The 13,702-nt window shown below is 67.8% G+C and carries 12 protein-coding genes, 1 tRNA gene and 2 pseudogenes; 7 read left to right on the top strand and 8 right to left on the bottom strand.

The window, feature by feature from the left end; genetic code table 11:
- Nucleotides 1-17 precede the first annotated feature (17 nt).
- Nucleotides 18-1,175, top strand: coding sequence for a sulfotransferase (locus P3H15_RS34640; RefSeq protein ID WP_276141388.1), 1,158 nt, complete (start codon nucleotides 18-20; stop codon nucleotides 1,173-1,175).
- Here P3H15_RS34640 and P3H15_RS34635 read toward each other — a convergent pair.
- Complete coding sequence (locus P3H15_RS34635; protein WP_276141387.1) at nucleotides 1,159-1,851, bottom strand: low molecular weight phosphatase family protein; 693 nt, start codon at nucleotides 1,849-1,851, stop codon at nucleotides 1,159-1,161. The two genes, P3H15_RS34640 and P3H15_RS34635, sit on opposite strands and share 17 nt — an antisense overlap.
- Nucleotides 1,852-2,059: 208 nt before the next feature.
- On the opposite strand from P3H15_RS34635, the pseudogene P3H15_RS34630 reads away from it, so the two are divergent.
- Nucleotides 2,060-2,236, top strand: a pseudogene (locus P3H15_RS34630) (ATP-dependent Clp protease proteolytic subunit); the annotation flags it as partial.
- 87 nt (nucleotides 2,237-2,323) lie between these two features.
- On the opposite strand, the gene P3H15_RS34625 reads toward P3H15_RS34630, so the two are convergent.
- Nucleotides 2,324-3,466 (bottom strand): RNA-guided endonuclease TnpB family protein, encoded by a 1,143-nt coding sequence (locus tag P3H15_RS34625; protein WP_276141386.1) that lies wholly within the window; start codon nucleotides 3,464-3,466, stop codon nucleotides 2,324-2,326.
- 84 nt (nucleotides 3,467-3,550) lie between these two features.
- On the opposite strand from P3H15_RS34625, the pseudogene P3H15_RS34620 reads away from it, so the two are divergent.
- Nucleotides 3,551-3,940: pseudogene (locus P3H15_RS34620) on the top strand (ATP-dependent Clp protease proteolytic subunit); the annotation flags it as partial.
- A gap of 9 nt (nucleotides 3,941-3,949) precedes the next feature.
- Here P3H15_RS34620 and P3H15_RS34615 read toward each other — a convergent pair.
- From P3H15_RS34615 to P3H15_RS34605, 3 genes are all read right to left on the bottom strand, one after another.
- A complete protein-coding gene (locus tag P3H15_RS34615) occupies nucleotides 3,950-4,297 on the bottom strand; it encodes a helix-turn-helix domain-containing protein (protein ID WP_276141385.1) in 348 nt (115 codons plus the stop codon).
- 64 nt (nucleotides 4,298-4,361) lie between these two features.
- Nucleotides 4,362-5,210 (bottom strand): alpha/beta fold hydrolase, encoded by an 849-nt coding sequence (locus P3H15_RS34610; RefSeq protein ID WP_276141384.1) that lies wholly within the window; start codon nucleotides 5,208-5,210, stop codon nucleotides 4,362-4,364.
- Nucleotides 5,207-6,994, bottom strand: a complete 1,788-nt coding sequence (locus P3H15_RS34605) for an amidohydrolase family protein (RefSeq protein ID WP_276141383.1) — start codon at nucleotides 6,992-6,994, stop codon at nucleotides 5,207-5,209. The genes P3H15_RS34610 and P3H15_RS34605 overlap by 4 nt, the downstream gene beginning before the upstream one ends.
- A 99-nt stretch (nucleotides 6,995-7,093) precedes the next feature.
- Between P3H15_RS34605 and P3H15_RS34600 the strand changes: the two genes are divergently transcribed.
- A complete protein-coding gene (locus tag P3H15_RS34600) occupies nucleotides 7,094-7,702 on the top strand; it encodes a TetR/AcrR family transcriptional regulator (protein WP_276141382.1) in 609 nt (202 codons plus the stop codon).
- A gap of 113 nt (nucleotides 7,703-7,815) precedes the next feature.
- Nucleotides 7,816-9,777 (top strand): glycosyltransferase family 39 protein, encoded by a 1,962-nt coding sequence (locus P3H15_RS34595; protein ID WP_276141380.1) that lies wholly within the window; start codon nucleotides 7,816-7,818, stop codon nucleotides 9,775-9,777.
- Between the two features lie 55 nt (nucleotides 9,778-9,832).
- Here P3H15_RS34595 and P3H15_RS34590 read toward each other — a convergent pair.
- Nucleotides 9,833-9,904: transfer RNA gene (locus P3H15_RS34590), tRNA-Cys, on the bottom strand.
- Between the two features lie 92 nt (nucleotides 9,905-9,996).
- Here P3H15_RS34590 and P3H15_RS34585 point away from each other — a divergent pair.
- Both P3H15_RS34585 and P3H15_RS34580 read left to right on the top strand, forming a co-directional pair.
- Nucleotides 9,997-11,247 carry a multidrug effflux MFS transporter gene (locus P3H15_RS34585; RefSeq protein ID WP_276141379.1) on the top strand — a complete coding sequence of 417 codons (1,251 nt, stop codon included), beginning with the start codon at nucleotides 9,997-9,999 and terminating at the stop codon, nucleotides 11,245-11,247.
- A gap of 54 nt (nucleotides 11,248-11,301) precedes the next feature.
- Nucleotides 11,302-11,835 (top strand): MarR family winged helix-turn-helix transcriptional regulator, encoded by a 534-nt coding sequence (locus P3H15_RS34580; RefSeq protein WP_072946034.1) that lies wholly within the window; start codon nucleotides 11,302-11,304, stop codon nucleotides 11,833-11,835.
- Between the two features lie 57 nt (nucleotides 11,836-11,892).
- On the opposite strand, the gene P3H15_RS34575 is transcribed toward P3H15_RS34580, so the two are convergent.
- A complete protein-coding gene (locus tag P3H15_RS34575; protein WP_276141378.1) occupies nucleotides 11,893-12,669 on the bottom strand; it encodes an enoyl-CoA hydratase in 777 nt (258 codons plus the stop codon).
- Nucleotides 12,666-13,565, bottom strand: a complete 900-nt coding sequence (gene mmsB, locus P3H15_RS34570) for a 3-hydroxyisobutyrate dehydrogenase (RefSeq protein ID WP_276141376.1) — start codon at nucleotides 13,563-13,565, stop codon at nucleotides 12,666-12,668. The genes P3H15_RS34575 and mmsB overlap by 4 nt, the downstream gene beginning before the upstream one ends.
- Nucleotides 13,566-13,702 lie beyond the last annotated feature (137 nt).

Here is a 13,702-nt window from a genome sequence, read left to right as displayed (position 1 = left end):
AACAGAACCGGAGCATCATGAGCGAGCGCACCACGGTCGGCACGGTCGAGGACCTGCACGCCTCGGCCACCCGGCTGACCGGTCTCACCGACTTCGGCGTGGACGACTACACCGAAGCCCTCGGCGTCCTGCTGGATTCGTATCACACCGACGAGCAACTGACACCGCTCGGCAGCAAGGTGTCCCGGGTGTTCCTCCGCGGCGCCCTGGTGGCCAGGCTGCTGAGTGAGGCGGCGTGGAAGCAGAAACCCGAGCACGCGGACGTGCGGATCGAGCGGCCCATCTTCGTCACCGGTCTTCCCCGCACGGGGACGACCGCGCTGCACCGACTGCTCACCGCGGACCCGTCCCATCAGGGCCTGGAGATGTGGCTGACCGAGATGCCGCAACCCCGGCCGCCGCGTGAGACCTGGGAATCGAATCCGGTGTTCCAGAAGATCGAGGAGGGCTTCAGCCGCCACCACATCGAACGTCCCGAATTCATGGGCGTCCACTACATGTCGGCGAGCGAGGTCGAGGAATGCTGGCAACTGCTGCGGCAGACGTTCAAGTCGATCTCCTACGAGTGCCTGGCGTCGCTCCCGACGTACTCCCGCTGGCTCGAACATCAGGACTGGACCAACGCCTATCAGCGGCACAAGAAGAACCTTCAGCTGATCGGACTGCCCGACCGGGACCGCCGCTGGGTGCTGAAGAACCCCAGTCACCTGTTCGCGCTCGACGAGTTGCTCGAGGTCTACCCGGACGCGCTGATCGTCCAGACCCACCGGCCGCCGCGCACGATCGTCCCGTCGGTGTGCAGCCTCGCGGAACAGGCGACGGACGGGTGGTCGGCGAAGTTCCGGGGCAGCGTCATCGGGGAGAGCCAGCTCGAGCTGTGGGCCCGGGGGCTCGAACAATTCACCGCGGCCCGCGCCCGGCACGACCCCGCCCAGTTCGTCGACGTCGACTACCGGGATTTCGTGGCCGATCCGCTCGGCACCGTCGAGGGGGTCTACACGCACTTCGGGCTCGATCTCGGTGGGCCCGCCCGGGCGGCGATGGAGGCGATGCACGCCGAGAGCCGCAGCGGCGACCGACGCCCCTCGCACAAGTACACGCTCGAGGAGTTCGGGCTGACGGCCGAGCAGGTGGACGAGAGATTCGCCGATTACCAGTTCAGCGCGTCCAGCTGACCGGATAGTCGAGGATCGACGACGCCGCCCGCGCCGCGATCAGCGGCCTGGGTGACAGCGGCAGGTGGACGACCGGGGGAAGCGGCGGCTCGGGTTCGGGCTCGGGCTCGGGTCGGGGATCCGGTTCGGCTTCCGGTTCCGGCGACCACGTCGTACCGCTGTCGAGGTCGAGAGCGTCGAGCAGCGGTATCAACTCGGCGGCGATCCGGTCGCCCACCTCGGTGAACGCCGACTCGGCCAGACCCACCGGGTCGCTGATGTTCGGCTCCTCGACCGTCCCGTAGTCCCGGCGGGCAACCGCGAGTTCGGCGACGGTGCGGGCCCCGGTTGCGACGGCGATCCTGCGTGCCTCCCGCAGGGTGAACGTGCAGTGGCTCGTCCCGAGGAGCAGTTCCATCGAACGGTCCCGGATCTGCTCGGTCATCGCGAGGACGAGGTCGGCGCGTTTGATCATCTCGGGCTGCAGGCGGCGCGCCCGGAAGCCGTCGGCGCTCGCACCGAGGCCCTCGATGACGCGGGCGGCGACGGGTTCGATCGGAAAGCCCACGAGGGCACGGACGCCGGCGCTCTCCGCGGTGAGGTGCGGCAGATCGCGGGCGAGTGCGTACGCGTATGTCAGCCGCTCTGCGATCGGCGAGCGGCAGACGTTCCCGCTACAGACGAACAGAACGTGCATGAGGGAACCCTAACCAGCGACTTCGCCCACATGCGAGCCCGATTCCACTGTCCGAGCGGTCTGTTCTTACAGTTCACCCACAAGTGGTGGGTCGTTCATCTGCTGGACTCCTCACGGTCACGTCGATTCACGAACACCCGGCACCCCGTCGTCTGCCCACAGCAGACAACTGGCGGTCCTGCGCCGGCGCGGCAGTAGAACTGGAGACATGACCACAGCCGCACTACCCGACCTGAACTACCGCGACCTGTTGGCGGACAGACTGTTTCGCCAGCGCACGATCCTCCTCACCGGCGAGGTGGACGATGCCATGGCCGAGCGCGCCTGCTCCGAACTGGTGCTGCTCGCGGCCGCCGATCCCAAACGCGACATCGTGCTGTACTTGACTTCCTCTCGGCCGTGAACGACCGAGAATCCCCTCCAGACTCGCGTCCCGAGGTTCCTGTTTCACCGACAGTCGCCGCCCCGCACGTTATGTGCGAGGTGGTCTCACACCGTCTCCGCAGGCTGCCACCGTCAGTCCGACGGCCAAAATGTTCCTCGCCGCATTCACATCCCGATCGTGGACGACGCCGCACCGGCACGTCCACTCCCGCACGTCCAGCGGCATCGTCGACGCGACCTCCCCGCACACCGAGCAGGTCTTCGACGACGGATGAAACCGGTCGATCGCCACCACCCGCCGCCCGTACCAGTCGGCCTTGTACTCGAGCATCGACCGGAACTCCGACCACCCCGCATCCGAGATCGCCCGAGACAACGACCGATTCTTCACCATGTTCCGCACACTCAGATCCTCGATGGCGATCACTTGATTTTCGCGCACCAAACGAGTCGAGAGTTTATGCAGATAATCGCGCCGCCGATCAGCGATCCGGCCATGAACCTTCGCGACCTTCAGTCGGGCCTTGGCCCGGTTACGCGACCCCTTCTCCTTCCTGGCCAGAACCCGCTGCGCCTTCGCCAACCGCGCACGATCCGCGCGTTCATGACGCGGGTTGGTGATCTTCTCCCCCGTCGACAGCGTGTACAGGCTGGTGATCCCGGCGTCGAGCCCGACCACCCGATCAGTCGACGCGAGCTCGGGAATCACGTCTTCGACGAGGATCGAGATGTGGTACTGACCACGCGCATTACGCGACACCGTCACCTGCGACGGCACCGCCCCCTCCGGCAGCGGCCTCGACCACCGAATATCCAGCGGTTCGGACTGCTTGGCCAACCGGACCTGCCCACCGCGATAGGTGAAGCAGTTCGCGAAGTAGGTCGCCGAATCCTTCGACCGCCCCTTCCTCTTGAACTGCGGGTAACGGGCCTGCCCGCGCCAGAACCTCTCGAACGCACCCTGCAACTGCCGCAGCGACTCCTGCAACGGCCCCTTCGACGGCTCCGCCAACCACTCCGTCTCAGCATCCCGCTTCCATCCGGTGAGCATCTTCGAGGTATCCGCATAGGTCACCCGCCGCTGCTCCTGCGACCACGCCCGGGACCGCTCGGCCAACGCCCGGTTGTAGACATACCGGGTGCACCCGAACGTCCGAGCAAGCTGTTCCGCCTGCACCACAGTCGGATAGAAACGAAACTTGAACGCCCGCTTCACCACCCTCCCCGTCACAACCCAGACACTAGCCACACAGTCCGACAAAACCAGATCGGCTATCCCGGACCTGAAGGACTTGGCTGCACCGAAGACTCACGGATCAATTCCCCCGGCGGCTCCACGACCGCGATGCTCGCCATCTATGACACGATGCAGTTCCTGCGCCCGACCATCGCCACCTATTGCATGGGGCAGGCCGCGTCCGCGGCGGCGGTGCTCCTGGCAGCGGGAACCAAGGGACACCGCCACGTCCTGGCGCATTCCCGGGTACTGCTGCACCTGCCGTCGACGCAGGGCAACGGCACGATCTCCGACCTGGCGCTGCAGGCCGCCGAGATCATGCGGGTTCGTTCGCAGACCGAGACGATTCTGAGCAAACACACCGGCCAGACCGTCGAACGCCTGCGCCGGGACACGGACCGGGACCGCATCTTCACGGCCCAGGAGGCCATCGACTACGGCCTGGCCGACACGCTCGTCGCGGAGTGACTGCGAAGACTAGGCGGCGAGCACGGTGGGGACCTGCCGGTTCGGGTTCCCGGTCGCCGAGTTCCGGTTCGCCGCGCCGAGCCGGCGCCCGGACCGGAACAGCAGGTGCTCGACCGGGAGACCGAGGGCGCCGCACACTGCGCGCAGCATTTCGGAGGACGGCTCCTTCTTCCCGCGCTCGATCTCGGAGAGGTACTGCTTCGACATACCGACCGCGGCGGCGACGTCCTCGAGACTCCGGTCCTGGTCCCGGCGCGCCTCGCGGAGCACCCGCCCGTAGAGCTCGCGCACCAGCGGCTCCTCCCGCGACCGCTCGGGGGCGGCCGCGACCAGCGTCAGTCTGCGCTGAGCTTCCATACCTCCGGAGTCTTCCAGACCACGCACCCTGACGCCGCGACGTTCACCGACAGCGGACAACCGATCACGACTGATCGAGCAGGTGGTTTCCGAGTAGTTCGTCGACGCGTTCGGCGGCCTCGTCCGGGATCCAGTGGCTCACGCCGCGGAGCACCTCGAATGTGTACGGGGCGTCGACGAATCGGGAGGTCAGCTTCGGCCCCACCGGACCGATCGCCGTGTCGCCGTCGCTCCACACGAACAGCGTGGGCACCCGGACCTTCCGCGAGGCGAATCGGGGGGCGGTGAACGGCATCGCGCGATACCAGTTCAGGGCGCCCCGGGCGCGCGTCCGGTCGCGCATGGGCCCGAGGTCGCGCTTCGCGTCGTCCGGCGACTGGCCGCTGGCGACCAGGGCCCGGTAGCCGAAGCCGTCCGGGGTGAGCACCCGCTCCGGGATCCACGGCAGCTGGAACGCGAACATGTACCAGGACTTCAGGATCTGACGGCTGGTGAGCATCGCCCGCACGAACGCCGCCGGGTGCGGCACCGACAGCGCCGTCAGCGTCCGGACCCGGTCCGGGCGTTCGGCGGCGAGACCCCAGGCCACGGCCGCGCCCCAATCGTGTCCGACCACGTGCGCCGGGCCGAGGCCTGCCCGGTCGATGAGCGCGACGACGTCCGCGATCAGTTCCGTGCTGCGGTACGCCCGGCGGGCGCGGGGCCTGGCACCGGGCGAATAGCCGCGCTGATCCGGGGCCAGGGTGCGGAACCCGCGCCGGTGCAGCAGCGGCGCCAGCGCCTCCCACGACCGCGAGTCCTGCGGAAACCCGTGCAACAGCACGACCGGTGTGCCGTCGATCGGGCCCTCGTCGCGGACGTCGAACACCAGTCCGTCGCGGGTGAACGTGCCGATCCGCTCCGTGCGACTCATCCGACGATCGTCTCACGCTCGCTGCGGTCTGAGGCCGACTCTCCGGCGCGGAGGAAGCGTCCCGTCTTGGTCACGCCGAATCCACCGGTGAATTCGCCGTCGCGGTAGACGAGCCTGCCGTTGATCACCGTCGCGACCGCGGCGCCGTCGCTGCGGTTCACCATCCGCCGCAACCCGCCGTATTCGGGGACCTCCGCCTCGAACAATCCGTCCACTGTGGCGTCGAGACCCGCCGGGTCGACGACGACCAGATCGGCGCGGTCACCTTCGCGGAGGTGGCCGGCGTCGATGCCGTACCAGTCGGCCAGCTCGCCGGTCAGCCGGTGAACGGCCCGCTCGACGGTCAGGAACGGCTTGCGGTCGGACTGCGCGTCCTTGACCTTCTTCAGCAACCGGATCGGGTAGTTGTAGAACGCCATGTTGCGCAGGTGGGCGCCGGCGTCGCCGAATCCCATCTGCACCCCGGAACTGGCCGCGAGCTTCTTCGCGAACCTGGGGCGATGGTTGGCGATGGTGGTTCGCCACCGCAGGTCGGTGCCGTACTTCACGACGAGATCGAGGTATGCGTCGACCGGGTGCACACCGCGGAGATCACCCACGGCGCCGAACGTCTGGCCGATCAGCGTCTCGTCGGGGCACCCGACGATTTCGGCGTCGTAGAAGTTGCGGTGCCAGATGCGGGGGCTGAACTTGTTGTCGTAGTCCGTGCGGAACCGGCGTCGGTAGGACTCGTCCTGTAGCAAGGCGTTTCGCTCCACCTGGCCCTTGAGGTGCAGGGCCGCCGCGCCGGCGCCGAATTCCTCGAACACCACGAGGTCGATCCCGTCCGCGTAGACGGTGAACGGCACCGGCAGGTGCTGCCACTTGAAATCGGTCTTGGCGAAGCGGTTCAGCAGCGGCGCCGCGGCGAGCATGAAGTACACGATCGGCGGGTAGGCCTTCGAGTCCGCTGCCGACAGCAGCGACGTCTTGAGGGGCTTGCGCCGCCCGAGGCCCGAACTCTCTGCGAAGAATCCGGCGATGTTCGGGTGCAGGTTGATCGTCGGCGCGCTCTGCAGGATCTTGCCGCGCTCGCGCAGGATGCGATTGAGGAAGCGGAACTCCTTCCACCGCGCGTACGTGGACGGCAGTGAGCGGGAACGGTATTCGTCTCCGTCGATCTTGTCGAGTGCGTTGGTCATCGAGGAGAGCCCGAGGAAGCCGGCGTCCACGGCATCGGTGAGCATCGCACCCATCTGCTCGAGTTCGCGCGCGGTCGGCTCGATCCGCTTGTCGGTGCCGCGGCCGAGACCGAGGACGTGGGTGCGGATGTCGGAGTGTCCGATGAACCCGGCGATGTTGGGGCCGAGCGGCAACGACTCGAGTGCCTCGACGTACTCCGCCGGGCTCTGCCAGATCTTGTTCTCCTCCAGGATCCCGAGCACGGAGTCGTGCGGCACGGCCTCGACCCTGCTGAACAGGTCGGCGCACTCGCGCGGCGTCGAATACACGGTGGAGAGGGAGCAGTTTCCGAGGACGACGGTGGTCACGCCGTGTCGTACCGACTCCGGCAGGCCGGGGCTGACGAGCACCTCCGCGTCGTAGTGGGTGTGCACGTCGACGAATCCGGGGAGCACCCACTTGCCTGCGGCGTCGACGACCTCGGTGTCGGGGCCGACGGGCAGCGGGCGAGTCGATGCCCGGACGACGATTCCGTCGCGGATGCCGAGATTGCGGCGCAGCGGCGCGGATCCGGTTCCGTCGAACCACAGCCCACCATTGACGACCACATCGAAATCCGGCATTGTTGCGCTCCTCACACTCTGTATGTGTTACCCGAGGTTACGTATGTGGTTGAGTAAAAGTCAATGGACGGCTCGGGGGGTCGTCAATAGAGTGCAGGGGTGGCCGCCGCACCCCGCTCTCCCGAAGATCGGCGCGCGCAGATCCTCGACGTGGCCGTCCGACTCCTCGAGACGGTGCCGTTCGACGACCTCTCGATCGACCGGGTGGCGGCCGAGGCGGGCGTCTCGGCACCACTGCTGTTCCACTACTTCAGGAACAAGCAGGGCTTTCGCAACGCCGTCCTCGAAGCCTCGGCGTCCGAACTGCAGCGGCGAATGACACCCGACGCGACGCTCCCGGTGTACGGGCAACTCCGGGCGGGCGTCGAAACGTTCGCGGACGCGGTGATCGAGCACCCCACCATCTATCTCGCGGTCATGCGGATGGCCGGGAGCGGCGACGAGAGGATGCGGCAGATCTACCGCGGCATGCGTCGGACGTTCACCCTGTGGATCGGCGTGTCGCTGGCCGAGTTCGGCGTGCCGACGACGCCCGCGCTCGAGGCCGCGATCTCGGGCTGGCAGGCGTTCATGGAGGAGATCGTGCTGTCCTGGCTCGACGAGCCGACCATGGAACGCACCGAGATGATCGACCTCTGCGAACGCGCCTTCTACCACCTGCTTCCCGCAGCAGGCGTCGACGTCGACGTACTCGACACGACACGCTGAACCGGATCGCGATCGGAGTCCGGGTTCACAGGAACCTTCCAGCCGCCTCCCAGCCGGGTGACGCCCCCACGCGAGAACGTTGTCAGGACAGCAACTCGCGAAGGGACCACCTGATGACTGCCGTTCTCACTCCGGCTCCGCCCCGGAGAACAGGATCGCCCGGCCACCGCGCCGAGTCGGAATCGTGGATCCGCGGACGCGGTTCCGCACTCGCCCTCACCGCACTACTCGCCGCCACCGCGGCGCTGTACCTGTGGGATCTCACCGCGAGCGGCTACGCCAACAGTTTCTACGCCGCGGCGGCGCAGGCCGGTTCGCAGAGTTGGAAGGCGTGGTTCTTCGGCTCGCTCGACACCTCGAATTTCATCACGGTCGACAAACCGCCCGCGTCGCTGTGGGTGATGGGACTGTCCGGGCGGATCTTCGGGTTCTCCAGCGCCAGCCTCCTCGTCCCCCAGGCCCTCATGGGGGTCGGGTCGGTCGCCCTCGTCTACGCGGCCGTCACCCGCGTCACGAACAGGGCCGCCGGGTTGATCGCCGGCGCCGTTCTCGCCGCAACTCCCGCGGCCGCCTTGATGTTTCGCTTCGACAACCCCGACGCGCTGCTCGTGCTCCTGATGTCCGCGGCCGGATACTTCGTGGTCCGCGCGATCGAGACGGAGACCGGCCGCCGCGCCGCGATGTGGATCGCCCTCACCGGGGTCGCGCTCGGCTTCGCGTTCCTCACCAAGATGTTGCAGGGCCTGATGGTGCTGCCCGCGTTCGGTCTGGCCTATCTGGTTGCCGGACATGCCCGGTTGCGGTTTCGCCTGCTGCACCTGGCCGGGGGTGTCGCCGCTGTCGTCGCCGCGGCCGGATGGTGGGTTCTCGCCGTGTGGCTGTGGCCCGCGGACTCGCGCCCCTACATCGGCGGTTCCACCGACAACAGCGTCATGGATCTGGTGCTCGGCTACAACGGACTCGGCCGGATCTTCGGAAACACCGGCAGCGGCGGCGGAATGACCGGCGGCAGTGCGGGATCGAGCTTCGGCGGGAGCACCGGTCTGGATCGCCTGTTCGGCAGCGAGATGGGCATCGAGATCTCGTGGCTGATCCCGGCGGCGCTGGTCGCCCTGGTCTTCGGGTTGCTCGCCCGTGGACGCGCTCCGCGGACGGACCGCGTGCGGGCCTCCCTGATCGTGTGGGGTGGATGGTTCCTCGTCACGGGACTGATTTTCAGCTACATGTCCGGCACCATCCACCCGTACTACACGGTGGCGCTCGCCCCCGCGATCGCCGGGATGGTCGGCACCGGCGGGTACGCCCTGTGGCAGAAGCGCGGCAGCATTCTCGGACGGTTCGGCCTCGCATTCATGATGGTGGCCGCAGGTACGTGGAGCTGGGTCCTGTTGCACCGCAACACCGAGTGGATACCCGCCCTGAAGTGGGTCCTGCTCGCCGGCGCCGTTCTCGGCGCCGCCCTGATCGCGCTCGGCGACGGGAACCGCGTCCGGAAACTCGCCGTCACCGGCGTGCTGCTGGGCTCGCTCGCCGGAATCGGAGGCTCCGCGTCCTACGCGATCGCCACCGCCGCCACCGCGCACAGCGGATCGATACCCACGGCCGGCCCGTCCGGGGCAGTCGCCGATACCGGAATGGGAGGCGGCGGCCGCCAGGCACCGGGCGGTGACATCGGCGGTCGCCAGGCACCGGGCGGTGACATCGGCGGTCGGGCACCGGGCGGTGGCATGGGCGGCAACGACGGTGGGAGGAGTTCCGAGCTCACGACGTTGCTCGCCGAGGCAGGCACCACGTGGTCGGCCGCGACCAACGGTTCGCAGAGCGCTGCCACCTATGAACTGGCCGCCGACACCGCGGTGATGGCCATCGGCGGATGGAGCTCCGACCCCACGCCGACACTCGACCAGTTCGTCTCCTACGTCGAGAACGGTCAGGTGCACTACTACATCGCGGGTGGTGGTGGTCGCGCCGGTGACAGCACGTCCGGCGCGATCGAGGAGTGGGTGACCGCCAATTTCACGCCCGTCACAGTGGGCGGCACGACCGTGTACGACCTCTCCGGTTACACCGGATAGTTCGCCGTTGAGCACGCGGAGAACCGGCAGGTGCATCACCTGCCGGTCCTCGTCGAGCGAGTGACGGGATTCGAACCCGTGTGAACGGCTTTGCAGGCCGGTACCTCAACCACTCAGTCACACCCGCATCGATGACCACTGTGCCCGGCCGGCGCCGAGGGCGCGAGGGTTGTGCTCACGGTGATTCTGAACCGACACGCCGGGGCGGGAACAAACCACGTGCCCTCGTTGCTGTGTTGCTTCATGACCGACACCGAAGAACGCGCCGCCCCGACCGGCGAGCGGACAACCACTCGGCCCAGCCTTCGGGTGATCCTCGTACTCGGCGCGATGGTGGCCCTCGGCCCCTTCACCATCGACATGTATCTGCCGGCGCTACCGGACATCGGAACCGACCTCGGCGCGTCCTCGTCCGCAGTCCAGCTGACCATCACGGGAACTCTGCTCGGCCTCGCGCTGGGACAGTTGATCGTCGGACCGCTGGCGGACAGCCTCGGACGCAGACGCCCCCTCATCGCCGGTATCGGTGTGCACGTCGCCGCGTCCGTGCTCGCGGTGTTCGCACCGACCGTGGCAGTGCTGGGGGTGCTCCGCGTCTTCCAGGGCATCGGCGCCGCCGCAGCAGCGGTGGTTGCGCTCGCCGTGGTCCGCGACCTGTTCTCGGGGAACACCGTCGCCGTCGTGATGTCGCGGCTGATGCTCGTCCTCGGCGTCGCACCCGTGCTCGCCCCGAGTATCGGCGGGGCGCTCCTCATCGCCCTCGACTGGCGCGGGATCTTCGTCGTCCTCGCCGTGATCGGCACTCTGACTGCGTTGATCGGCGCATGGGGTCTAACGGAGACGCTGCCGCCGGAGCGTCGCCGCAAAAGCAACCTCGTCGCCGTGCTGGGCACCTACACGGGCCTGCTCGGGGACCGGGCGTTCATGGTGCTCGCGCTCGTGTCGAGCGTGGCGATGGGATCGCTGTTCTCGTACGTCTCCGGTGCGTCGTTCGTGTTCCAGGACCAGTACGGCCTGGACGAGCAGCAGTTCGCGCTGCTGTTCAGCTCCGGCGCGATCGCCCTGATCGGCGCCTCGCAACTCAACGTCCGCGCCCTCGCGCGCTGGTCACCGCTGCAGATCACGGTGTCGGCCCTCGGCTTCGCGACGGTGGCCGGGCTGGCGCTGATCACCACCGCGCATTTCGAGTTCGGCGGGCTCGCCGGGTTCGTCGTTCCCCTGTGGTTCCTCCTCGGCGGTGTCGGCTTCGTCCTGCCGAATGCCCCGGCCCTGGCCCTCGGCAGGCACGGGGAGGCCGCGGGCACGGCTGCCGCGCTGCTCGGCGCCCTGCAATTCGTTGTCGGCGCCCTGATCGCTCCCCTGGTCGGCGTGCTCGGCAACACCGGCGTCGCGCTTGCAGTCACCATGACCGCGTGCACAGGACTGGGGTTGGCGGCGCTGGCGGCCGCAGCGAAGGCGGACGCGCGCTGACGACACGCTCGGCAGACTTTCACGGCCCATCACCCGACATGGGATGATCGACGCATGCCACCACCGTCACCACTTCATCTCGACCCCATCGAAGAGGCCCACCGGCAATGGACCAAGCACGGCTGGGGTGACGTTGCCGACGGCATGGCCGCGGTGACCTCGGTGATGCGCGCCCATCAGATCATGATCGCGCGGGTGGAAGAGGTGCTCAAACCGTCGGGGCTCACGTTCGCACGGTACGAATTGCTGACACTGCTGACGTTCACGCGCACCGGCGCACTCCCGATGGCGAAGGCCAGCGCGCGTCTTCAGGTTCACCCGACGAGCGTCACCAACGCCGTCGACCGGCTCGAGACGGCGAATCTCGTGCGGCGTGTTCCGCATCCGAGCGACCGCCGGGCGACGCTGATCGAAATCACCGACGCGGGAAGGAAACTGGCAGTCGAATCCACCGAGCGGCTCAACGCCCAGGTGTTCTCCCGCCCCGGTGTGTCCGGTGACAAGCTGGAGCAACTGGTCGCCATCCTCGCCGAACTGCGCCGCGAGGCAGGCGATTTCGACACCGGAGACGCGCCCACCAAGTGGTGAAGCACGACTGTCGCCCCGCACCTGGTCCGGTGCGGGGCGACAGTCGTTTCAGGGCTTTCAGCGGTGCTTGAAGACGGGCGAACGCTTCTCGACGAACGCCGCCATCCCTTCCTTCTGATCTTCGGTGGCGAACGTCGAGTGGAACACCCGGCGCTCGAAGCGGACGCCCTCGGTGAGGGTGGTTTCGAAGGAGCGGTTCACCGCTTCCTTCGCCATCATCGCGACCGGGAGGGACATCTCGGCGATGGTGGTCGCCGTCTGCAGCGCCTCGTCCATGAGATCGGCGGCAGGCACGATCCGCGACACCAGCCCGGCGCGCTCGGCCTCCTCGGCGTCCATGTTCCGACCGGTCAGGCACAGTTCCATGGCTTTGGCCTTGCCCACGGCGCGGGTCAGGCGCTGTGAGCCGCCGATGCCGGGGATGACGCCGAGTTTGATCTCCGGCTGACCGAACTTCGCGGTGTCGGCGGCGATCAGGATGTCGCAGAGCATCGCCAGCTCGCAGCCGCCGCCGAGCGCGTATCCCGCCACGGCGGCAACGATGGGTTTGCGGGCCGCGGCGAGGCGATCCCACGCGGCGAAGAAGTCGTCCAGGTAGACGTCCATGTACGACTTGGGCTGCATCTCCTTGATGTCGGCGCCCGCCGCGAAGGCCCGGTCGGAGCCGGTGATCAGGATGGCTCCGATCTCCGAATCCTTCTCCAACTCCTCGACCGCCGACACGACCTCGCGCATCAGTTCGGAGTTCAGTGCGTTGAGCGCTTTCGGACGGTTGAGGGTGATGATCCCCACCCGGCCCTTGCGCTCCAGGAGGATGGTCTCGAAGTCGGTCACTGCTCTCCCTCGGTGGAACGTTCGCGGATGTCGTTGATGATGGCCGAGAAGTCCTGGCCACCACCGCCGGCGGCGTGGAACCGGCTGTACAGTTCGGCAGCGCGGAGCCCGAGTTCGGCCTCGACGCCGTTGGTCTTCAGCGCGTTCGCGGCGAGACCGAGATCCTTGTCCATCAGCGCTGCGGCGAACCCCGGCTGGTAGTCGTTGTTGGCCGGGCTCGTCGGAACCGGTCCGGGCACAGGACAGTTGGTGGTAAGCGCCCAGCACTGACCCGACGCGTTGGATGCGACGTCGAACAGGGCCTGGTTGCTCAGGCCCAGCTTCTCGCCGAGGACGAACGCCTCGCTGACGGCGATCATCGACACACCGAGGATCATGTTGTTGCAGATCTTCGCGGCCTGACCGTTGCCCGGGTCGCCGCAGTGGACGACCTTCTTGCCCATCACGTCGAGCAGCGGCTTCGCGGCCTCGAAGTCGTCCGCCGTGCCGCCGACCATGAACGCGAGAGTTCCCGCGGTGGCGCCGACGACGCCACCGGAGACGGGTGCGTCCACCGAGCGGTGTCCGGCCTCGACGGCCTCGTCGTGCGCGGCCCGGGCGTCCGCCACGTCGATGGTGGACGAGTCGATGAACAGGGTTCCCGGTTTCGCGGCGGACAGGATCTCCGCGTAGAGCCCGAGAACGTGCTTGCCGCTCGGCAGCATCGTGATCACGACGTCCACCTCGCGTACGGCATCGACAGCCGAATCAGCGACAGTGACACCGTCTTTCACTGCCTGCTCGAGTGCGGCGGGGGCGAGGTCGAAGCCGACCACCGTGTGTCCCGCCTTGACGAGGTTGGCCGCCATGGGGCCACCCATGTGGCCGAGTCCCAGAAATCCGACGGTAGTGCTCATAGCAGTCCCTCCTGGACGCGTGTGGCTGATGGTTCAGTGCTGCGGCTGCGGGGCCGTGAGGCCGAGTTCGAGGTCGCCGAGGGGGGTGAAGAACTGTGCGACGGCGGCGTCGGTCACGTCGTCGAGGGTGGCGGGTG

The sequence above is a fragment of the Rhodococcus sp. T2V genome, assembly GCF_029269925.1.
Classification (GTDB): Bacteria; Actinomycetota; Actinomycetes; order Mycobacteriales; family Mycobacteriaceae; genus Rhodococcus_F; species Rhodococcus_F koreensis.
The sequence above is the reverse complement of the archived record's forward strand: the minus strand, read 5'-3'. Positions and strand labels throughout refer to the sequence as shown.

Bases quoted from the DNA above. Each gene is read 5' to 3' on its own strand.
- P3H15_RS34610 (WP_276141384.1), bottom strand. From the start codon at position 5,210: ATGAGTCGCACGGAGCGGATCGGCACGTTCACCCGCGACGGACTGGTG.
- P3H15_RS34635 (WP_276141387.1), bottom strand. From the start codon at position 1,851: ATGCACGTTCTGTTCGTCTGTAGCGGGAACGTCTGCCGCTCGCCGATC.
- P3H15_RS34640 (WP_276141388.1), top strand. From the start codon at position 18: ATGAGCGAGCGCACCACGGTCGGCACGGTCGAGGACCTGCACGCCTCG.
- P3H15_RS34595 (WP_276141380.1), top strand. From the start codon at position 7,816: ATGACTGCCGTTCTCACTCCGGCTCCGCCCCGGAGAACAGGATCGCCC.
- mmsB (WP_276141376.1), bottom strand. From the start codon at position 13,565: ATGAGCACTACCGTCGGATTTCTGGGACTCGGCCACATGGGTGGCCCC.
- P3H15_RS34605 (WP_276141383.1), bottom strand. From the start codon at position 6,994: ATGCCGGATTTCGATGTGGTCGTCAATGGTGGGCTGTGGTTCGACGGA.
- P3H15_RS34615 (WP_276141385.1), bottom strand. From the start codon at position 4,297: ATGGAAGCTCAGCGCAGACTGACGCTGGTCGCGGCCGCCCCCGAGCGG.
- P3H15_RS34580 (WP_072946034.1), top strand. From the start codon at position 11,302: ATGCCACCACCGTCACCACTTCATCTCGACCCCATCGAAGAGGCCCAC.